Source organism: Gordonia jinghuaiqii (assembly GCF_014041935.1).
GTDB classification, from domain to species: Bacteria; Actinomycetota; Actinomycetes; order Mycobacteriales; family Mycobacteriaceae; genus Gordonia; species Gordonia jinghuaiqii.
Map to the genome: position 1 here is coordinate 2088480 of NZ_CP059491.1, position 20506 is coordinate 2108985.

Below are 20506 nucleotides of genomic sequence, written 5' to 3' on the forward strand. Positions count from 1 at the left end.
ATGGCTGAGAAGTCCTTCCACGTGGAGGTTGTCTCCGCGGATCGGAACCTGTACTCGGGAGAGGCAACGTTCCTGATCGCGCAGACCACCGTCGGCGAGCTGGGTGTCCTGGCCAACCACGAGCCGCTCCTGGGCCAGCTGGTCCCGGGTGGCTTCGTGGTCATCGTCGAGGAGAACGGCAACCGGCGTGCCGCAGCAGTCGAGGGCGGGTTCCTGTCCGTCACCGGCGAGGCCGTCACGGTGCTGGCGGAGTCGGCCGAGTGGGCTGACGATGTCGACGTCAACGCGGAGAAGACCGCACTCGACGAGGCCGAGCCGGATTCGCCCGAGTACCACCGTGCTCACGCGCGTCTGACTGCGGCACAACACCTTTCGAAGTAGTACACCGCGCGAGCGGTCCGCTTCCAGCGGGTGGGCCTCGGCCGGCCATCGGGATTGTCCCCGATGGCCGGCCGAGGTCTTTCGCGTTGCGTATGCACGGTCTGGCATGCTGTTGTCTACAGCCCCAGTCTCGCGTGTACGCAGCCCCGTGTCGGGCCCTTCCGGCCGACGTCTCCCGCGTACCGCGGCGACAGCGCAAAGGAGTAGGTGATGTCGCTGCCGGTCGTGTTACTCAGTGTGCTGCTGGCGATCGCCATCGTGGTGTGCGTTCTGCTTGCGATTCGTGTGTCCCAACTGCGCAAGGCGGGCACTCCGGTGCTGCTGCGGCCGATCCCGGCCGCCGTCGACGAGGGCTGGCGCCACGGGACCGTGCACTACAGCGACAATTCACTCCGTTATTACCGGCTCGCGTCACTTCGGCCCGGTCCGACCGTCACCTTGGAGCGGCAGGGTGTGGAGATCTCGGGTCGTCGTCGCCCGGAGGGGACCGAGACCGAGATTCTCGACGGCCTGGAGATTCTTCAGGTGCGGACCGCGGGGCGCGGCGGCGACGAGTACGAACTGGCCATGGGCCCGGGGGCGGTCACGGCCTTCCAGTCGTGGGTCGAGTCGCGCCAGTCCGACCGCTCGCAGCGCCGTCGGAGCGCGTAGGCGATTCCCGTCCGCGCCTCAGCGTGCCGGACGTTCGCGGTTTCCGCCGGGAACCCATTTCACGTCGCCGGGGGTGCCCTCCGGCGTCCGATTGGCGATGCGGGACAGGATGAACAGCAGATCCGAGAGCCGGTTGAGGTACTTCGCCGGCAGCACGCTGGTGTCGTCGGGGAAGGCATGAACGGCTGCCCAGGCGGATCGTTCGGCACGTCGCGTCACGGTGCGGGCCTGGTGGAGAAACGCTGCCAGCGGGGTCCCGCCGGGCAGGATGAAGGAATCCAACGGCGGCAGTTGGGCGCCGTAGCTGTCGCACCAGCCCTCGAGGGCGTCGATGTAGTCCTGTGCGATGCGCAGCGGGGGATACTTCGGGTTCTCGACGACCGGTGTCGAGAGGTCGGCGCCGGCGTCGAACAGGTCGTTCTGGATCGTTTCGAGCACCGTGCGGAGGTCGTCGGGGACGTCGCCGCCGAGTGCCAGTGCCAGGCCGATGGTCGCGTTGGCCTCGTCGCAGTCGGCGTAGGCCACGACCCGGGGATCTGTTTTGGGGACGCGGGAGAAGTCGCTGAGCCCGGTGGAACCGTCGTCGCCGGTTCGTGTGTAGATGCTCGTCAGATGCACTGCCATGCGTTGAATGTACTGCGTCGGATGTCGGCCGGAGGGTGCCGGTTATGGTGGCATGCGTGAGCGATCGGTTTCTGGTGTCCGGAGGTGCGCGTCTGTCCGGCGAGGTGGCGGTGGGCGGTGCCAAGAACAGTGTGCTGAAGCTGATGGCGGCCGCGCTGCTCGCCGAGGGCACGACAACTCTGACCAATGCGCCGGAGATCGCCGACGTCCCGTTGATGGCCGAGGTGCTGCGAGGGCTCGGGGCCGTCGTCGAGCAGCAGGGCGAGACGGTCACGATCACCGCGCCGGCCGAGCCCAAGTTCCACGCCGACTTCGCCGCCGTGCGCCAGTTCCGGGCGTCGGTGTGCGTGCTGGGACCGCTGATGGCACGCTGCCGCCGCGCGGTGGTGGCACTGCCCGGTGGCGACGCGATCGGATCGCGGCCGCTGGACATGCACCAGGCAGGACTTCGCGCCCTCGGCGCCACCAGCACGATCGAACACGGGTGCGTGGTCGCCGAGGCGGACGCGCTCGTCGGTGCTCCGATTGCCCTGGAATTCCCGTCGGTGGGGGCCACCGAGAACATCCTGATGGCCGCGGTCCTCGCCGAGGGGCAGACCACCATCGACAACGCCGCGCGGGAGCCGGAGATCGTCGACCTCTGCGAGATGCTGGTGCAGATGGGTGCGCGGATCGAGGGCGCGGGAACCGCGACCCTGACCGTCGACGGCGTCGACCGCCTACATCCGACGACCCACCGCGTCGTCGGCGACCGGATCGTCGGGGCCACCTGGGGCATCGCCGCGGCGATGACGCGCGGCGACGTCACGGTGCGCGGCGTCCGGCCCGAACACCTGCAGTTGGTGCTGAACAAACTCGGCGACACCGGGGCAAAGGTCGAGACCTACGACGACGGTTTCCGGGTCACCCATGACTCGCGGCCCGTGGCCGTGAACGTCTCGACGCTGCCGTTCCCCGGTTTCCCCACCGACCTGCAGCCGATGGCGATCGGGCTCGCGGCGATCTCCGACGGCATGTCGGTCATCACCGAGAACGTCTTCGAGGCCCGGTTCCGCTTCGTGGAGGAGATGATCCGGCTGGGTGCCGATGCGCGCACCGACGGCCATCACGCAGTGATCCGCGGGGTCGAGCAACTGTCCAGTGCGCCGGTCTGGTGTTCGGACATCCGCGCGGGTGCCGGACTGGTTCTCGCCGGGCTCGTCGCCGACGGCGTCACCGAGGTCCACGACGTCGAACACATCGACCGCGGATACCCACATTTCGTGGAGATCCTCCGCAGCCTCGGCGGCGAGATCGAGCGCGTGAGCGACTGATGTGCGCCGGCACCTGTCCGATCGGACAGGCGCCCACCCCGGCCGCCTGGTCGGACTTGCCCGCCGACGGCCAGGACCCCTTGTGGCGGTTGTGATCTGAGCGACATGCTCGTTGTGACAGACCAAACCGTCACAAGGAGTAGTCGCCATGGCCATTGAGCTGAACCAGATCTGGGATTTCCCGATCAAGGAGTTCCATCCCTTCCCGAAGGCGAAGCTGGGCGTCGGCGCACACGACATGCTCGGCGTGGAGGCCAAGGATCTCGGCATGACCCGCGCACTGCTGATGACCACCGGCCTGCGAGGTTCGGGGATCATCGAGGAACTGATCGGCAAGATCGAGTACCAGGGCGTCGACGTCGTGCTCTACGACAAGGTGGAGTCCAACCCCAAGGACTACAACTGCATGGACGCCGCGGCGCTCTATCAGTCGGAGAAGTGCGACGGCATCATCTCGGTGGGTGGCGGCTCGAGCCACGACGCCGCCAAGGGCGCCCGCATGGTCATCGCGCACGACGGCCGCAACATCAACGAGTTCGAGGGCTTCTCCAAGGCGACGAACAAGGAGAACCCCAAGCACATCGCCGTCTCGACCACCGCAGGCACCGGTTCGGAGACCTCCTGGGCGTATGTCATCACCGACACCTCGGACATGAACAAGCCGCACAAGTGGGTCGCCTTCGATGACACCTGTCTGGTCGATCTCGCGATGGACGACCCGCTGCTCTACTACACGTGCCCGGAGCACTTCACCGCCTTCTGCGGCTTCGACGTGCTGGCCCATGCCAGCGAGCCCTATGTCTCGCGGCTGGATTTCGCACCGTCCCTGGGCAACGCGAAGTACTCGATCGAGCTGATCCGTGACCACCTGCGTACCGCCGTGTACGACCCGCGCAACCTCGAGGCCCGCGCAGGCATGATGCATGCGCAGTACATCGCCGCGCAGGCGTTCAACTCCGGTGGTCTGGGGCTGGTGCACTCGCTCTCGCATGCGGTGAGTGCGTTCTACGACAGCCACCACGGCCTCAACAACGCGATCGCCCTGCCCCGGGTGTGGGAGTACAACCTGCCGGCACGGTTCGAGCGGTACGCCGAGATCGCCGCGTTGCTCGGCGTGGACACCTCGAAGATGACCACGGTCCAGGCCGCCGACGCCGCGGTCGAGGAGGCCATCCGGTTGTCCAAGGACCTCGGAATCCCGGACAACTTCGGGCAGTTGTCGACGACCAGCTATGACAAGAACCGGATGAACACCGGCAAGTACGAGGGTCGCGGCGAGACGATGGACACCTCCGACAAGCAGATTCGCGCCATCGCGGAGCACATGATGGACGACTGGTGCACGCCGGGCAATCCCCGCGAGAGCACCGTCGAATCGCTGATCCCGATGGTCACCCACGCCTTCACGGGTAGCTACTGAATCCGATGACGCACATCTCCGTCCCGCAGGCGACCGTCGAGGAGACCACAACCGGTTTCGGTTCGGTCGAGGACCTGACCGAGGCCCTGAGCGGTCAGGGTTATCTGATCGGCCCGGAACTGGCGGTGGTCGTCCATCTCGCGACGCTCCTCGACCGGCCGTTGCTCCTCGAGGGCCCGGCCGGTGTCGGCAAGACCGAGCTGGCCAAGGCGCTCGCCGCGGCGTCGGGGCGTGAGCTCATCCGGTTGCAGTGCTACGAGGGGCTCGACGAATCACGCGCCCTCTACGAATGGGACTACGCGCGTCAGCTTCTCCACGTGCAGATGTTGCGGGATCGGATCAGTTCCGAACTCGCCGCCGAGACAACGCTTTCGGCGGCGGGTTCGGCGCTGAGGCGTGCCGAGGTCGGGGTCTACACCGAGGACTTCCTGGTGGCCCGGCCGCTGATGGCGGCGATCACCTCGCCGCAGCCGACGGTCCTGCTCGTCGACGAGATCGACCGCACCGACGAGGCGATGGAGGCGGTCATGCTCGAGGTGCTGGCCGAGCGGCAGGTGACGGTGCCCGAACTGGGTACCATCGTCGCGCGGTCGTCACCGTGGGTCATCCTGACCTCCAACGACACCCGCGAGCTGTCGCCCGCGCTCAAGCGGCGATGCCTGCATTTCCAGGTCGAGTATCCCGATCCCGCCACCGAGCGCGCGATCGTCGCCGTCCGTGCCCCCGACGTCGAGGAATCGGTCATCGGCGAGGTCGTCGAACTCGCCCGGCGACTCCGGGACCTGCCACTGCGCAAGAGCCCGTCCATCGCGGAGGTCATCGATGCGGCTCGCGCCGCGTCGTACCTCGGGACCCCGATCGGGACGGCACACCACGGCGCACTGCTGGCGTTGTTGGTCAAGTTCGGTTCCGACGGCGAGATCGCCAGGCGGGCACTGGTATCGGACGGGCCGGGTGGTCACGTCGCCCCGGTCGCCGAGGTCGGCGCCGACGGTACGACACCCGCGGGATCGGTCACGGCACGGGCGTTCGGGGCCGGACGGGCCCGCAGCGCCGGTGTGCGCGCAACGCGATGACGGTCACCTCCGCCGGAACATCCCCGCGCGCGGAGATCCTCGATCTCCTCGCCGTCTCCTTCGGGCGGGTGCTCCGTCTGGTCGGGGTGGCGGCCTCGCCCGCGGAGGTGATCGAGATCCGCCGGACACTGTCGATCGTCGGTGCAGGCGAACTGTCGGTGCTGCGGGCCGCATTGCGCAGTGTCTGTGTCAAATACTGTTACGAGACAGCAGGTTTCGAGCAGGCGTTTGACCTCTTCTTCCTCGGGGCCGATCGGGGTCGACACGCCGAGGAGCTGCCGGTGCCCCGCGGCGTCGCGGCCGACCTGCCCCAGGACGTGGAGTGGGACGAGGAGTTCGAGGGTGCCGCCCGCCGGATCGGTGCCGACGAACACACCGACGAGATCGGCCACCTGATGGCCCCCGATCCAGAGGCCGCCGACCCAGATGCCGAGCCTCGCGCGGAGAGCGCCCATCGGGAGGAGAACGACTTCAGCGTGTCGGCCGGTGCCGAACATCTCGGCGTCGACCCGGATAGTGGTTCGGCAGGCGGCGGGGTTACCTACACCGTCGAGGTCGACGCCGCCGATTCGTCGACCGTCGGCGAACTGACCGGCGCGGCGGCGCGAGTCGCCGGCAGGCCGCTCGGTCTGGCCGGGGCGGCATCGATCCTCGCGGCGCTCGACGCCTACGACCCGCGCAAGGCCTACGGATCCGACGGCCTCGCCGATCTCGACGACACCCGCCGGGGCGAACTCGAACGGGCGCTCGCGGCCTTCGTCGACGCACTCGCGAACCGGCTCGAGGCGGCTTCGGTCGTCGCCGATCCGTCCGCCACGGCGCCGACACACCCCGCATCGGCTCACCCCGACCAGCCCGAGATCGACCGTGCTTGTCACCGATTGATCCAGCGGATTCGCGGTGCGCCCCGCCGGGTGGTGCGTCCGGTCGACCGCGGCACCCTCGACATCCGGGCGACGATGCGGGCCGCGGTCGCGACCGACGGGGTGCCGGCCGAGCTCTGGCGGCGGCGCCACCGGCCCGGCCCGGTGCGGATGCTGGTGCTCATCGACGTCTCGCTGTCGGTGCGCCCGGTGGCCGGTTTCATCCTGCGGCTCGCGCAGACGCTGCACCGGTTCGGCAACCGCTGCGAGGTCATCGCGTTCGTCGATCGGCCGGTGCGGGTCACTCCCGCGCTGCGGGCGGGCTCTCCCGATGCGGCGCTGACCTCGGTGCTCGCCGCCGATGGCCTCGACCTGGCCGGCACCAGTGACTACGGGCGCATGCTCGCCGAGCTTCTCGGCGAGTTCGGGGACCTCATCACCTCGCGCACCTCGGTGCTCGTTGTCGGCGACGCGCGCAGCAACGGTTTCGACCCCCGGGTCGATCTGTTCGCCGAGGTGGCGCGCCGCGCGCATCGGGTCGCGTGGGTCACGCCCGAACCGGCCCGCTACTGGCCGCAGAGCGGATGCGCGATGGCCGACTACGCCGAGCACTGTGCGGGCGTCGTCAGTGTCCGGGACGGTGACGAGTTGGTGGCGCGCTGCGACGAGTTGGGTGCGGCGCTGAGGTGAGATGAGTAGCGTCGAAGTTCCGGTACGGCAGGTGGATCGGGTGGGTGGATGAGAGGCACGGCAGATGCAGGGTGGCCAGAGCCGGCGCACGTCAGCGCATGTCACCAAGTTCCATGCTCCGGAGATCGTCCTCGGCGCCGGTGCCTTCGGCGAGGCCCCCGTGGCCACCGCCGGACTGGGGATGCGCCGCCCGTTCGTGGTCAGCGACCGTTGCCTGGAGCGCACACCCTGGTACGCACAGCTGATGGCGGGACTACGGGGAGTCGGCGTCGACGCCGCGTCGTACCTGGATGTCTCGCCGAATCCGCGTGCGGGTGAGGTCGCGGCAGCCTTCCTGGCCTACAAGGCCCACGACGCGGACGGACTCGTCGCGCTGGGCGGCGGATCGGTCATCGACGCGGCCAAGGGGGTCGCGGTGCTCGCGGCCAACGGTGGACACATTCTGGAGTACGAGGGGATCGACCGTGCCCGCAGGCCGCTGCCCCCGCTCATCGCCGTGCCCACCACCGCGGGCAGCGGAGCCGACGTCTCGCAGTTCTGCATCATCAACGACGCGGAGCGTCGGACCAAGGTGACAATCATCGGTCGATCGCTGGTGCCCGACGTGACGGTGAGCGATCCGATGCTGCTGGCGACCGCGCCCGCGGAGGTCACCGCGCAGGTCGGGATGGACGTGTTGACGCACTGCGTCGAGGCGTATGTCTCGCTGGCACACGGAAGATTGACCGATTCGCTTGCGCTGGAATCGATCCGGGGAGTGTGGGCCCACCTCGAGCGCCTGGTCGACGACCCGCGCGACCGGGTCGCCGCCGATGAGATGTCACTCGCCGCGTTGCGTGCGGGCATGGCGTTCACCAACGCGATCCTCGGTGCCACGCATGCGATGAGCCATCCGGTCGGCGGGCATTGCGACGCCCCGCACGGCGCGATCAACTCGGTGCTGTTGCCGCACGTGATCCGCTTCAACGCCGAAGTGTGCGCGGAGGGGTTCGTCGACCTCGCCGACGCGATCGGCGTCGACACCCGCGGCAATGCCAGAACCGTCGCCGACCGGCTGGCCGATGCGGTCGCCGGTCTCGGGGCGCGTGTGGGGATGCCGGGTTCGCTGGAGCCGCTCGGGGTGCGGCCCGATGATCTGGACCGGCTGACCACGCACGCTCTGGCCGACTCGTGCATGACCACCAACCCGCGCAGGCCGTACGCCTCCGGAATTCGCGGCCTGTACGCGGAAGCTCTGTGATGGGCGCCGATCCGCGGCAGTCGGACCTCGAGAGCCTGGTCGGCCTGCGCAGTGTCAAGGGCAGCCACTACGCCCAACTCCGCGGCGTCGAGGCGCGGCTGAACCGTGTCGTCGGTGCGCTCGATCGGATCTCCCGTGCGCTGGTGCGCACGGCGGAGGGTCCAGAAGCGCTCGTGACCGCGGTGGTAGAGGCGGCCCGCGACCATCTCGGGGCCGACTGGGTGGTGTTCGCGCTCGCCGACGGCCGGTTGGAACAGTCCGCTCCGCGGCACCTGATCGGGTCCGGGAGTGGGCGGTTGTTCGCCTTCGAGGGTGCGGAGATCGCATCGACGCCGGCCGACCTGCCCGACCAGGTCCTCAACCGGCTCAACGACATCCTGCGCGGTCACGAGACGATCCTGCACCGACCGATCCTGGAAGAAGACCACGTCCACGTCCCGGTCGAGCTCGACGGCGGTGTCGTGGGCGGGTTGTCGGCCTGGACACCCGCCGACCGCGTGGTCGATCCGACCGACGTGGTGGTACTGCGGATCCTGGCCAGCCAGGCGATCGTGGCTCTGCTCAACGCCGAGTTGTTCTCCGAGACCAACAGTCACGCAGCCGAATTGGTGCGGCGTAATGACGAACTCGAACGCACACAACGAGAACTCTCCGCGGCGATGCGTGCCACCGTCCTCAACGAGGAGCGGTCGCGGATCGCACGCGAACTGCACGACTCGGTCACTCAATCGGTACTGTCCGCCGGGGTCCAGATCGAGTTGTGTCGTGATCTGGTCGACGGCCCGGCGCTCGAGCGCCTGCAGATGGCGGGACGGCTCACCAAGGATGCGGTCGAGCAGCTCCGGTCGTTCATCTACGCGCTCAACAACGCGACCAGCGCACCGTCGCCGAGCGTCCGTGAGGTCCTCGCCGAGCTGTGTTCACTGCACATGCCACCGGACCTGACCACCGCGGTCCACGTGCGCGGACGAGCGCGTGAACTCGCCGACGACGTGCAACACGCGTTGCTGCGTATCGCCGGCGAGGCCCTGTTCAACACCGCCGTCCATGCCCACGCGACCCGGGTGTCGGTCACCCTGACGTACTCGCCCGACCGGGTGGCGCTCTCGGTCGACGACGACGGCATCGGCGACCCGGACCATCTGCGCCGGGTCATGCGGACCACCTCGCTCGGTGACCTCGCGGCCGGCCGGCACCGGGGACTGGCGAACATGGGCTCGCGCGCGTCCGAACTGGGCGGTGACCTCCGCATCCGTAGGTCGCGCCTCGGTGGCATCAGGGTTGGCGTCGTGCTCCCGACCCGGATGAACGTCTCGGTCGCGCCGGCCGTCGAGACCGCGGTAGCGACCAAGGAGTTCCTGTGAGCGACAACACCATCCGTACGATCAGAACCTTGCTGGTCGATGACCACGCCCTGCTCCGCCAGGGGATGCGCTCGCTCCTGGAACGGGAGGACGTGGTCGAGGTCGTCGGTGAGGCCGGCTCGTACGACGCCGCGCTCGCCGAGGTGAACACATGCCGCCCGGACGTCGTGGTGGTCGACCTGAAGCTGTCCGCGGGGACCGAGTACGAGGGATTACGGCTGATCCGCGAGATGGCGCAGCGGCATCCCGAGGTGGCCGCGCTCGTGCTCACGACATTCCTCGACGACGACCTGGTGGTCCGTGCCGTCCGTGCCGGCGCACGAGGCTACGTCGTGAAGGACGTCGACACCACCGAACTCGTCCGCGCCATCCAGGCGGTGTCCGGCGGCGGAAGCGCCTTCGATCCCCGCAGCGCGGCCGTGGTCCTGCGTGCGGTGTCGGGCGAGAACGAGACACCCGCGTCCCTGAGCGAACGTGAACGTGAGGTGTTGCGCCTGCTGGCCGACGGGATGTCGAACAGACGTATCGGTGAGACGCTCTTCATCTCCGAGTCGACCGTGAAGTTCCATATCCGCAACATCATTCGCAAACTCGGGGTCTCCAAGCGCACCGACGCGGTGTATGTCGCCAGCAAACGCGGACTCATCTGAACGACGGAGATCCAGGCGGGGGTGTGAGCACCAACCAGCCCCCGTGATCGATCAGGACCTCTGCACCCGCGTGCGGCACCCGGGCCGCCCACGCGTGCAGATCTCGTTCGGTGAGCCGCAGGTGATGGCCGAAGTGTGCGCTGGGGTGATCTTCGAAGGGCACTCCGACGACCACACGGCGGCGTGCCACGCGGAGTGCCTCGCCGAGAGCATCCACCGCGGCGGGCGCATCGAGATGTTCGAGGAGATGGATGAGGGTGACGGTGTCGAAGGAGTCGTCGGGGTAGGGGAGCGCTGTCGCGTCGCCGACGGCGGCGTCCACGTCGACCCCGCGTCGGCGGGCGGCGCGAGACAGCTTGGAGATCGCGCCCGGCGAGATGTCGCACGCGGCCACGCGAAGGCCATCTGCCGCGCACGCGAGCGCGAAGAACCCGAAGCACGACCCGACCTCGAGGATGGTCGGCCCGGCCACGAGCGATCGGGCGCGCCGGTGGACCGGGGCGAACGAAGCCGCGCCGGAGGCGAGTTCTCGAAGGGAGTTGTCGTAGAAGGCGGCCCATGCGTCGGCCGGGGTGGCCGCCGAGGTCCGGATGACGCGCACCGCGGCCTCCTCGAACTGTGCCTGGCCGGAGATGACCCCGGCCTCGACGAGTGCGACCAACCCCTCGACGACGGCGGTGTCGGAGATCGTCCGCTCGTCGAGGGAATGCGCGATCTGCACGACGCCGCCGACGTGACGCCACGCGAAGCGGCCGCAGGAGACGAAATCGGCGCACTCGACCGGGGTTCGGGCGGCAGTCGTCGGGTCACGCCTGACCTCCACGGCCCGCGCGATCGCCGGCGGGGACGAGGAGGGAGGCGAACAGGGCGGTGCCGTGGGGGTCATGGTGTCACCGTAGAAACGGCTGGGCCTGCGCGTAACTGGCCGAGAGGGGGCCGCGGCCTGTCCGAAAGGACGGTTATGCGGCACACGTCACACCGCGAATTCTCGCGGGATTCCCCGCGGCGACGTCCGATCCGTCCTGGTCGACCACTCTGTGAGCTGCGCAAACAGTTACGGGCGGGGCCCGCCACCACGCGATTTGACCCTGGCAGACCTGTTGCGTAACTTTCTTCAAGTCAGCGAGCCACGGCGCCGCCCCGGAAGGCCTGAGAGGGTCTGAAGGCGGGGAGTGGAGACCGGGTTTTTCGCTGAACGCCCCAGTAAGACTTCGCCGAGGCACTTTGGTGTCTCGGAGTTGCTGCGGGGCGGCTGGACCCCGTGAACCGGAGAATCTTGATTTTCCGGACACGGATCGGGTCTGGTAGGCTGGAAGAGTTGCCTCGGAGACGGGGTTGACTGGTAGGACAGAACTGAAGTCTGCTGGTGAGAGCCTCCTTTGTGGGGTGGGTAGCTGGTGGGTGTGTGTTCTTTGAGAACTCGATAGTGTGATGATGAATTGTCTGATGCCAATTTGGCATCGTGCATTCTTTATGGATGTAGATGTTTTTGTTTGTTTTTGTGGCATCTGCCTTTTTGGGGTGGGTGTTGCTAGTTTTTGGATTGGTCAGGTTTTGCTTTCCTGATTGTGTTGAAATGCCGGCTCTTTTGGGGGTTGGTTGTTTCGCTATTTTTTCATGGAGAGTTTGATCCTGGCTCAGGACGAACGCTGGCGGCGTGCTTAACACATGCAAGTCGAACGGAAAGGCCCAGCTTGCTGGGTACTCGAGTGGCGAACGGGTGAGTAACACGTGGGTGATCTGCCCTGCACTCTGGGATAAGCCTGGGAAACTGGGTCTAATACCGGATATGACCTTCCCTCGCATGGGGGTTGGTGGAAAGCTTTTGCGGTGTGGGATGGGCCCGCGGCCTATCAGCTTGTTGGTGGGGTAATGGCCTACCAAGGCGACGACGGGTAGCCGACCTGAGAGGGTGATCGGCCACACTGGGACTGAGACACGGCCCAGACTCCTACGGGAGGCAGCAGTGGGGAATATTGCACAATGGGCGCAAGCCTGATGCAGCGACGCCGCGTGAGGGATGACGGCCTTCGGGTTGTAAACCTCTTTCACCAGGGACGAAGCGCAAGTGACGGTACCTGGAGAAGAAGCACCGGCCAACTACGTGCCAGCAGCCGCGGTAATACGTAGGGTGCGAGCGTTGTCCGGAATTACTGGGCGTAAAGAGCTCGTAGGCGGTTTGTCGCGTCGTCTGTGAAATTCTGCAACTCAATTGCAGGCGTGCAGGCGATACGGGCAGACTTGAGTACTACAGGGGAGACTGGAATTCCTGGTGTAGCGGTGAAATGCGCAGATATCAGGAGGAACACCGGTGGCGAAGGCGGGTCTCTGGGTAGTAACTGACGCTGAGGAGCGAAAGCGTGGGTAGCGAACAGGATTAGATCCCTGGTAGTCCACGCCGTAAACGGTGGGTACTAGGTGTGGGTTCCTTTTCACGGAATCCGTGCCGTAGCTAACGCATTAAGTACCCCGCCTGGGGAGTACGGCCGCAAGGCTAAAACTCAAAGGAATTGACGGGGGCCCGCACAAGCGCGGAGCATGTGGATTAATTCGATGCAACGCGAAGAACCTTACCTGGGTTTGACATACACCAGAAAGCTATAGAGATATAGCCCCCCTTGTGGTTGGTGTACAGGTGGTGCATGGCTGTCGTCAGCTCGTGTCGTGAGATGTTGGGTTAAGTCCGCAACGAGCGCAACCCTTGTCCTGTATTGCCAGCGGGTTATGCCGGGGACTTGCAGGAGACTGCCGGGGTCAACTCGGAGGAAGGTGGGGATGACGTCAAGTCATCATGCCCCTTATGTCCAGGGCTTCACACATGCTACAATGGCTGGTACAGAGGGCTGCGAGACCGTGAGGTGGAGCGAATCCTTAAAGCCAGTCTCAGTTCGGATTGGGGTCTGCAACTCGACCCATGAAGTCGGAGTCGCTAGTAATCGCAGATCAGCAACGCTGCGGTGAATACGTTCCCGGGCCTTGTACACACGCCCGTCACGTCATGAAGTCGGTAACACCCGAAGCCGGTGGCCTAACCCCTTGTGGGAGGGAGCTGTCGAAGGTGGGATCGGCGATTGGACGAAGTCGTAACAAGGTAGCCGTACCGGAAGGTGCGGCTGGATCACCTCCTTTCTAAGGAGCACACAACAACACTCGTTTCTGTGGGCGTATGTTCTGCGGCGAGTGTGTGTTCAGGGTGAAACATCAGACAGGCCATGTGGTGGTGCCGGCTCATGCGGGGTCATCGGTCGACGCTCACTGTGAGGTGGGTGTGTTCTTGTCACACTATCGGGGTTCTGAGAGAACACGCGGCATGCCTTTTGGGGTGTGTATCGGGTTGTCTCTGACCTAGCTGTCTTGGTGATCGTGCTGTTGAGGTGTCCTGTGATGGGGTGCGGAGGCTCGTGAGCTGGGGTGGTGTGTGTTGTTTGAGAAGTGCATAGTGGATGCGAGCATCTTTATTTCAAATCAACAATTTTTGTTGGTCTGTGATTTAGCAGAAAATGTTTTGTGATGTCTACATTTGGTCCCTCGCTGGCATGGCCTTCGGGTTGTGTTGGGTGGGGGGTTGTTTGTAGGTGTTGTTGTAAGTGTTTAAGGGCGTTCGGTGGATGCCTTGGTACCAGGAGCCGATGAAGGACGTGGTAGGCCGCGATAGTCCTCGGGGAGTTGTCAAACGAGCTGTGATCCGAGGGTGTCCGAATGGGGAAACCCAGCACGAGTGATGTCGTGTTACCACCAGCTGAATGTATGGCTGTGTGGGGGAACGTGGGGAAGTGAAACATCTCAGTACCCATAGGAAGAGAAAACAATTGTGATTCCGTGAGTAGTGGCGAGCGAAAGCGGAGGAGGCTAAACCATGCGCATGTGTAACCGGGTAGGGGTTGTGTGTGTGGGGTTGTGGGGTTCATCTTCTCAGATCTACCTGTCTGGGCGTGAGTCAGAAAACCATGTTTAGGTGAAGTGGCCTGGAATGGTCTGCCGTAGTCGGTGAGAGTCCGGTAGCTGAAAACATTGGTCTTGCGTGATGAATTTTCCCAAGTAGCAGCGGGCTCGTGGAATCTGCTGTGAATCTGCCGGACCACCCGGTAAGCCTGAATACTTCCTGGTGACCGATAGCGGACAAGTACCGTGAGGGAAAGGTGAAAAGTACCCCGGGAGGGGAGTGAAATAGTACCTGAAACCGGACGCTTACAATCCGTCAGAGCCTGTGCACCCTTGTGGTGGTGGGTGATGGCGTGCCTTTTGAAGAATGAGCCTGCGAGTTAGTGCTCGGTGGCGAGGTTAACCCGTGTGGGGTAGCCGTAGCGAAAGCGAGTCTGAATAGGGCGTTTGAGTCGCCGGGTCTAGACCCGAAGCGGAGTGATCTACCCATGGCCAGGGTGAAGCGACGGTAAGACGTCGTGGAGGCCCGAACCCACTTCAGTTGAAAATGGAGGGATGAGTTGTGGGTAGGGGTGAAAGGCCAATCAAACTCCGTGATAGCTGGTTCTCCCGAAATGCATTTAGGTGCAGCGTCACATGTTTCTTACCGGAGGTAGAGCTACTGGATGGCCGATGGGCCCCACAGGGTTACTGACGTCAGCCAAACTCCGAATGCCGGTAAGTGAGAGTGTGGCAGTGAGACTGCGGGCGATAAGGTTCGTAGTCGAGAGGGAAACAGCCCAGATCGCCGGCTAAGGCCCCTAAGCGTGTACTAAGTGGAAAAGGATGTGGGGTCGCGAAGACAACCAGGAGGTTGGCTTAGAAGCAGCCACCCTTGAAAGAGTGCGTAATAGCTCACTGGTCAAGTGATCCTGCGCCGACAATGTAGCGGGGCTCAAGTACACCGCCGAAGCCGCGGCACTCACACAATAGCCCGTTGACGTTCTACGGAGTGTCAACCAGGTGTGTGGGTGGGTAGGGGAGCGTCCTGCATCCGTGGAAGCCACAGAGTGATCTAGTGGTGGAGGGTGTGGGAGTGAGAATGCAGGCATGAGTAGCGAAAGCAGAGTGAGAAACTCTGCCGCCGAATGACCAAGGGTTCCTGGGCCAGGTTAATCCGCCCAGGGTGAGTCGGGACCTAAGGCGAGGCCGACAGGCGTAGTCGATGGACAACGGGTTGATATTCCCGTACCCGTGTATCCGCGCCCATGCTGAATCAGTTGTACTAACCATCCTGAAACCACGAGAAGGCCTTCGGGTCTCGAGTTGGTGGATGCATGGGACCTCGGCTGGTAGTAGGCAAGCGATGGGGTGACGCAGGAAGGTAGTGGGGCCAGTGAGTGGTAGTACTGGTGTAAGCCTGTAGGGCGTGTTCTAGGTAAATCCGGGACACATACAGCCTGAGAGGTGATGCGTAGCCGTTGAGGCGAATTCCATGATCCTATGCTGCCGAGAAAAGCCTCTAGTGAGTTGGTACACGGCCCGTACCCCAAACCGACACAGGTGGTCAGGTAGAGAATACTAAGGCGATCGAGAGAACTGTGGTTAAGGAACTCGGCAAAATGCCCCCGTAACTTCGGGAGAAGGGGGACCCAGACTGGTGACGGCATTTACTGCTTGAGCTGGTGTGGGTCGCAGAGACCAGAGAGAAGCGACTGTTTACTAAAAACACAGGTCCGTGCGAAGTCGTAAGACGATGTATACGGACTGACGCCTGCCCGGTGCTGGAAGGTTAAGAGGACCGGTTAGTCACTTTCGGGTGGCGAAGCTGAGAATTTAAGCCCCAGTAAACGGCGGTGGTAACTATAACCATCCTAAGGTAGCGAAATTCCTTGTCGGGTAAGTTCCGACCTGCACGAATGGCGTAACGACTTCTCTGCTGTCTCAACCACAGACTCGGCGAAATTGCAGTACGAGTAAAGATGCTCGTTACGCGCGGCAGGACGAAAAGACCCCGGGACCTTCACTATAGCTTGGTATTGGTGTTCGGTTCGGTTTGTGTAGGATAGGTGGGAGACTGTGAAGTGGGCACGCCAGTGTTCATGGAGTCGTTGTTGAAATACCACTCTGATCGTATTGGACTTCTAACCTCGGACCCTGATCGGGTTCAGGGACAGTGCCTGGTGGGTAGTTTAACTGGGGCGGTTGCCTCCTAAAAAGTAACGGAGGCGCCCAAAGGTTCCCTCAGCCTGGTTGGCAATCAGGTGTTGAGTGTAAGTGCACAAGGGAGCTTGACTGTGAGACGTACATGTCGAGCAGGGACGAAAGTCGGGACTAGTGATCCGGCACCGGCAAGTGGAAGCGGTGTCGCTCAACGGATAAAAGGTACCCCGGGGATAACAGGCTGATCTTCCCCAAGAGTCCATATCGACGGGATGGTTTGGCACCTCGATGTCGGCTCGTCGCATCCTGGGGCTGGAGTAGGTCCCAAGGGTTGGGCTGTTCGCCCATTAAAGCGGCACGCGAGCTGGGTTTAGAACGTCGTGAGACAGTTCGGTCTCTATCCGCCGCGCGCGTTAGAAACTTGAGGAAACCTGTCCCTAGTACGAGAGGACCGGGACGGACGAACCTCTGGTGTGCCAGTTGTTCCGCCAGGAGCACTGCTGGTTAGCTACGTTCGGAAGGGATAACCGCTGAAAGCATCTAAGCGGGAAGCCTGTTCCAAGATGAGGTTTCTCACCACCTTGAGTGGTTAAGGCCCCCTACAGACCATGGGGTTGATAGGCCAGAACTGTACGCCTAGCAATAGGTTCAGGTGACTGGTACTAATCGGCCGAGGACTTACCAACAACACCCACACATCACATACACCAGTATGTTTGTGTGTTCGCATCCACTATGACACTTCTGAAACAACACACAACCGTTTTTAAACAAACAGTATGTGTGCTGTTTTATAAAGTTACGGCGGCTATAGCGGAGGGGAAACGCCCGGCCCCATTCCGAACCCGGAAGCTAAGCCCTCCAGCGCCAATGGTACTGCACCCTAATCAGTGTGGGAGAGTAGGACACCGCCGAACACAACTTGAAAATGCCCCGCAACCACCAGGTTGCGGGGCATTTTCCATGTCACAAACAATGCCCGCAGGCGCAGATTCCAGCCTCGCCATCGACTAGTCGGAGCCCTTGGGTACGACGATCATGGGGACGGCCACCGCCCGCAGGATCTTGGCGGCCGTCGTCCCGAGGAAGAGCTTGTTGGGGGCGGCCAGGCGGCTGGAACCGACCATGACGACGTCACCGTCGTGCCACTCCAGCGATCCCACGGCCTCCTCGATCGTTGTTCCCTGTGCGACCGTCGAGCTGACCGGGAAGTCGGACGGCAGTTCGGCTCTCGCCGTGTCGAGACAGCGCTGGGCATGGATCCGCGCATTCTCGACCGCGCGATCCTCGGGCTCAGCGCGCCACGGCTGAACGTCGTCGACCGCGACGAGGGAGATCAGCCGGATCGGACGATGGGCCCGCACACCGCTGCGCAGGGCGGTCTCGAACAGCAGCGGGGTGCCCGGCCGATCGCCGATCGCCACCGAGATCTCTCGCACCTCGTCGGCACCGAGATGGGCGAAGCCGGGAGGAGCCAGGGCCACGGGAATGGGGGAGGCGTGCAGGATGTCGTTCACGACCGTGCCCAGGGTGTGGCGTCCACTGATCCCACCGCCCGCGCCACCGATGACCAGGATGTCCGCGCCGGTCTTGTCGGCCTCCACGATGAGGCCCTCGGCGGGATTGGCGTGCTCGGCGATGGTCGTCGTCGTCTCGATGTCGTCGGGCAGCTTGGCGGCGGCTTCATCGAGCCAGCGCCTGGCCGCACTGTCGAGGGCGTCGGAGAGTCTCTCGACCGTCGCCCTCTCCGCCGCGTCGCCTGCGCTCGCGGGCTCTGGTGGGATGACGATGCAGATCTCGAGTTCGGCGTCGAAGGTGCGTGCCAGGCAGGCGCCCAGGGCGACGGCGTCCTCGCCCCCGGAGGTGGCGATGTATGCGACGAGCAACTTCATCGGTACTCCCAACGTGTCGGTCCCTCGGTGACCCAAGCCTAGTCACCGCCGGCAGGCCGTCCCGGTTCTGCGCGTACCGACCGGGCGTGGCCGACCCCCGAATCCTCTCGACACACGCTTAGATTGGGGCATGCAATCCCTCGTCGACGGCTATTTCCGTCACATCATGGATGAGTGCAGTGCCGATCGGTCCGGCGTTGTCGCCGACTACATCCCGCAGCTGGCGGCGGTCGACCCCGACGGCTACGGTCTGTCGGTCTGCGTGCACGACGGGCACACGTACTCCCAGGGTGACTCCACCGCCACGTTCACCATCCAGTCGGTGTCCAAACCGCTGACCTATGCCATGGCGATCAAGAGGCACGGCGTGGTGGCGGTCGACGAGAAGATCGGCGTCGAACCGTCGGGCGAGGCGTTCAACGAGATCAGCGTCGACGACCGGCGCCGACCGAAGAACCCGATGATCAACGCCGGTGCGATCTTTGCCGCGTCGATGCTGTTGCCACCGTCGCGCGCCTTCGGTCCCGCAGCGGTCGAGGACGCCTTCGACGAACTACTCGACTTCTACTCCGGCTGTGCGGGCAGGCGTTTGGCGATGGACGAGGACGTGTATGCCTCGGAGGCGTCGACCGGTTCACGCAATCGCGCGATCGCGTACATGCTGGACAGCTTCGGGGCGCTCGAGACGAGTCCGGATGCCGCGCTCGACCTGTACTACCGCCAGTGCTCGATCCGTGTGACGACCGACGACCTGGCCGGGATCGGAGCGACGATCGCCAACGGCGGCATGAATCCGCGGACAGGCCGTTCGGTGTTCTCCGGCGAGACCGCGCAGCGAGTGCTGAGCGTCATGACCACCTGCGGGATGTACGACGGTGCGGGGGACTGGGTCACCTCTGTCGGTCTGCCTGCGAAGAGTGGGGTGGGCGGTGGAATCCTGGCCGTGTTGCCGGGTCAGTTGGGAATCGGTGTCTACTCCCCGCGACTCGACGAGCACGGCAACAGCGTGCGCGGCGTCGAGACGTGTCGCCACCTGTCGAAGGATCTGGGCCTGCACATGTTCAACGTCACCCGGGAGAGCCGGGTGACCATCAGGTCGGTGTACGACCTCGCCGACACCCCGGTGAGCGGCGAGTGGAGCGAACAGGAGCGCAGCTACCTCCAGACGTGTCGTGACCGGCTCCGGGTGTACGAACTGCAGGGGGACCTGACTTTCGCGGGTGCGGAGAGCGTGCACCGCCGACTCGAGGCCGATCTGGACCGCTACACCGTGGTGATCGTCGAGATATCGCGCATCGGGCTGATAGATGCGGTCGCCCGCACCATGGTGTTGAGCATCAAGCGGCTCCTGGACGAGAGTGGTCGGCGAGCGACATTGGTCGATCCCGACGGCGTCGTACGGGCGAGTGTCGCCCGTCACCGTGAAGACACGGCCGTCCCGGATCTCGATGCGCCGCAGGATCTTCAGGGGTTCGACCCGGCGTTGCCGCATGTCCACGCGACGATGGACGACGCGATCATCGACGCCGAGATGTTCTTGCTGAAGCACTACTACGATCAGTGACCCGTACTCCGGCAGGGGTCCCCGATCGGCGGGAGCCGATGGCCTAGGGTGGGCACGTGCGTCTCGTCATCGCGGAGTGTCAGGTCGATTACGTCGGGCGGTTGACCGCCCATCTACCCATGGCGAAGCGGCTGCTGCTGGTCAAGTCCGACGGATCGGTCAGCGTGCACGCCGACGATCGCGCCTACAAGCCGCTGAACTGGATGAGCCCGCCGTGCTGGCTGACCGAGGCCGCGGTTCCCGAGGGCACGCAGGCGCAGGCGTACTGGGTGGTGACCAACAAGGCGGGCGAGGAGCTGCGGATCACGATCGCCTCGATCGAACACGACTCGCAGCACGAGCTCGGCGTCGATCCCGGCCTGGTCAAGGACGGCGTCGAGGCCCATCTGCAGGAACTCCTCGCCGAACACGTCGAGACCCTCGGACCTGGACACACGTTGATCCGCCGGGAGTACATGACCGCGATCGGTCCGGTCGACCTGCTGTGCCGTGACGCCTCCGGCTCGACCGTGGCCGTCGAGATCAAGCGGCGCGGCGAGATCGACGGGGTGGAGCAACTCACGCGCTACCTCGAACTCCTCAACCGGGACACGACCTTGGCACCGGTGGCGGGTGTGTTCGCGGCGCAGCAGATCAAGCCGCAGGCGCGCACGCTCGCGGAGGATCGCGGAATCCGTTGCCTTGTCCTGGATTACGACGAACTGCGCGGCGCAGAGAGCACCGAGTTCCGGTTGTTCTGAGTCCGGTTGTTCTG

14 protein-coding genes and 3 rRNA genes are annotated in these 20506 nt (G+C 64.5%); 14 read left to right on the forward strand and 3 right to left on the reverse strand.

Annotation, left to right across the window (positions count from 1 at the left end):
- Nucleotides 1-381 (forward strand): F0F1 ATP synthase subunit epsilon, encoded by a 381-nt coding sequence (locus H1R19_RS09310; protein ID WP_188331454.1) that lies wholly within the window; start codon nucleotides 1-3, stop codon nucleotides 379-381.
- A 210-nt stretch (nucleotides 382-591) separates the two neighbouring features.
- Nucleotides 592-1032 (forward strand): DUF2550 domain-containing protein, encoded by a 441-nt coding sequence (locus tag H1R19_RS09315; RefSeq protein ID WP_188331453.1) that lies wholly within the window; start codon nucleotides 592-594, stop codon nucleotides 1030-1032.
- 18 nt (nucleotides 1033-1050) lie between these two features.
- On the opposite strand, the gene H1R19_RS09320 is transcribed toward H1R19_RS09315, so the two are convergent.
- Entirely contained in the window at nucleotides 1051-1656 is a 606-nt protein-coding gene (locus tag H1R19_RS09320) for a cob(I)yrinic acid a,c-diamide adenosyltransferase (RefSeq protein WP_219851272.1), read from the reverse strand.
- Between the two features lie 56 nt (nucleotides 1657-1712).
- On the opposite strand from H1R19_RS09320, the gene murA reads away from it, so the two are divergent.
- From murA to H1R19_RS09355, 7 genes are all read left to right on the forward strand, one after another.
- The gene (gene murA, locus H1R19_RS09325) at nucleotides 1713-2969 is read left to right on the forward strand and encodes a UDP-N-acetylglucosamine 1-carboxyvinyltransferase (RefSeq protein WP_188331451.1); all 1257 of its coding nucleotides are present in this window, start codon (nucleotides 1713-1715) and stop codon (nucleotides 2967-2969) included.
- 148 nt (nucleotides 2970-3117) lie between these two features.
- Nucleotides 3118-4389, forward strand: a complete 1272-nt coding sequence (gene mdo, locus H1R19_RS09330; RefSeq protein WP_188331450.1) for an NDMA-dependent methanol dehydrogenase — start codon at nucleotides 3118-3120, stop codon at nucleotides 4387-4389.
- Nucleotides 4390-4394: 5 nt separating this feature from the next.
- Nucleotides 4395-5465 carry a MadB family AAA-type ATPase gene (locus tag H1R19_RS09335; RefSeq protein WP_188331449.1) on the forward strand — a complete coding sequence of 357 codons (1071 nt, stop codon included), beginning with the start codon at nucleotides 4395-4397 and terminating at the stop codon, nucleotides 5463-5465.
- Nucleotides 5462-7018, forward strand: coding sequence for a MadC family VWA domain-containing protein (gene madC, locus H1R19_RS09340; RefSeq protein WP_219851273.1), 1557 nt, complete (start codon nucleotides 5462-5464; stop codon nucleotides 7016-7018). The genes H1R19_RS09335 and madC overlap by 4 nt, the downstream gene beginning before the upstream one ends.
- Before the next feature lie 64 nt (nucleotides 7019-7082).
- Complete coding sequence (locus tag H1R19_RS09345) at nucleotides 7083-8258, forward strand: iron-containing alcohol dehydrogenase (RefSeq protein WP_188331447.1); 1176 nt, start codon at nucleotides 7083-7085, stop codon at nucleotides 8256-8258.
- Nucleotides 8258-9622 carry a MadS family sensor histidine kinase gene (locus tag H1R19_RS09350; protein ID WP_280527232.1) on the forward strand — a complete coding sequence of 455 codons (1365 nt, stop codon included), beginning with the start codon at nucleotides 8258-8260 and terminating at the stop codon, nucleotides 9620-9622. Before H1R19_RS09345 ends, H1R19_RS09350 begins: the two co-directional genes overlap by 1 nt.
- Nucleotides 9619-10272: a MadR family response regulator transcription factor gene (locus H1R19_RS09355; protein ID WP_188331446.1), complete on the forward strand. Its 654-nt coding sequence runs from the start codon at nucleotides 9619-9621 to the stop codon at nucleotides 10270-10272. The genes H1R19_RS09350 and H1R19_RS09355 overlap by 4 nt, the downstream gene beginning before the upstream one ends.
- On the opposite strand, the gene mftM is transcribed toward H1R19_RS09355, so the two are convergent.
- The gene (gene mftM / locus H1R19_RS09360) at nucleotides 10265-11158 is read right to left on the reverse strand and encodes a mycofactocin oligosaccharide methyltransferase MftM (protein WP_219851274.1); all 894 of its coding nucleotides are present in this window, start codon (nucleotides 11156-11158) and stop codon (nucleotides 10265-10267) included. The genes H1R19_RS09355 and mftM overlap by 8 nt on opposite strands.
- 728 nt (nucleotides 11159-11886) lie before the next feature.
- Between mftM and H1R19_RS09365 the strand changes: the two genes are divergently transcribed.
- The 3 genes from H1R19_RS09365 (at nucleotide 11887) to rrf (ending at nucleotide 17213) form a co-directional block, all read left to right on the forward strand.
- A 16S ribosomal RNA gene (locus H1R19_RS09365) occupies nucleotides 11887-13401 on the forward strand.
- Between the two features lie 452 nt (nucleotides 13402-13853).
- Nucleotides 13854-16982: ribosomal RNA gene (locus H1R19_RS09370) — 23S ribosomal RNA — on the forward strand.
- Nucleotides 16983-17096: 114 nt separating this feature from the next.
- Nucleotides 17097-17213: ribosomal RNA gene (gene rrf, locus H1R19_RS09375) — 5S ribosomal RNA — on the forward strand.
- Together the 16S, 23S and 5S rRNA genes form the textbook arrangement of a ribosomal RNA operon.
- Before the next feature lie 93 nt (nucleotides 17214-17306).
- On the opposite strand, the gene H1R19_RS09380 is transcribed toward rrf, so the two are convergent.
- On the reverse strand, nucleotides 17307-18188 hold the full coding sequence (locus H1R19_RS09380) for a universal stress protein (RefSeq protein WP_188331771.1): 882 nt from the start codon (nucleotides 18186-18188) through the stop codon (nucleotides 17307-17309).
- Nucleotides 18189-18318: 130 nt separating this feature from the next.
- On the opposite strand from H1R19_RS09380, the gene glsA reads away from it, so the two are divergent.
- Both glsA and nucS read left to right on the forward strand, forming a co-directional pair.
- Nucleotides 18319-19752, forward strand: a complete 1434-nt coding sequence (glsA, locus tag H1R19_RS09385; RefSeq protein ID WP_219851275.1) for a glutaminase A — start codon at nucleotides 18319-18321, stop codon at nucleotides 19750-19752.
- 56 nt (nucleotides 19753-19808) lie between these two features.
- Nucleotides 19809-20492, forward strand: a complete 684-nt coding sequence (nucS, locus tag H1R19_RS09390; RefSeq protein WP_188331772.1) for an endonuclease NucS — start codon at nucleotides 19809-19811, stop codon at nucleotides 20490-20492.
- The last annotated feature ends 14 nt before the right edge of the window (nucleotides 20493-20506 follow it).

Bases quoted from the DNA above. Each gene is read 5' to 3' on its own strand.
- H1R19_RS09310 (WP_188331454.1), top strand. From the start codon at position 1: ATGGCTGAGAAGTCCTTCCACGTGGAGGTTGTCTCCGCGGATCGGAAC.
- H1R19_RS09315 (WP_188331453.1), top strand. From the start codon at position 592: ATGTCGCTGCCGGTCGTGTTACTCAGTGTGCTGCTGGCGATCGCCATC.
- H1R19_RS09320 (WP_219851272.1), bottom strand. From the start codon at position 1,656: ATGGCAGTGCATCTGACGAGCATCTACACACGAACCGGCGACGACGGT.
- mdo (WP_188331450.1), top strand. From the start codon at position 3,118: ATGGCCATTGAGCTGAACCAGATCTGGGATTTCCCGATCAAGGAGTTC.
- H1R19_RS09335 (WP_188331449.1), top strand. From the start codon at position 4,395: ATGACGCACATCTCCGTCCCGCAGGCGACCGTCGAGGAGACCACAACC.
- madC (WP_219851273.1), top strand. From the start codon at position 5,462: ATGACGGTCACCTCCGCCGGAACATCCCCGCGCGCGGAGATCCTCGAT.
- H1R19_RS09345 (WP_188331447.1), top strand. From the start codon at position 7,083: ATGCAGGGTGGCCAGAGCCGGCGCACGTCAGCGCATGTCACCAAGTTC.
- H1R19_RS09350 (WP_280527232.1), top strand. From the start codon at position 8,258: ATGGGCGCCGATCCGCGGCAGTCGGACCTCGAGAGCCTGGTCGGCCTG.
- mftM (WP_219851274.1), bottom strand. From the start codon at position 11,158: ATGACCCCCACGGCACCGCCCTGTTCGCCTCCCTCCTCGTCCCCGCCG.
- H1R19_RS09380 (WP_188331771.1), bottom strand. From the start codon at position 18,188: ATGAAGTTGCTCGTCGCATACATCGCCACCTCCGGGGGCGAGGACGCC.
- glsA (WP_219851275.1), top strand. From the start codon at position 18,319: ATGCAATCCCTCGTCGACGGCTATTTCCGTCACATCATGGATGAGTGC.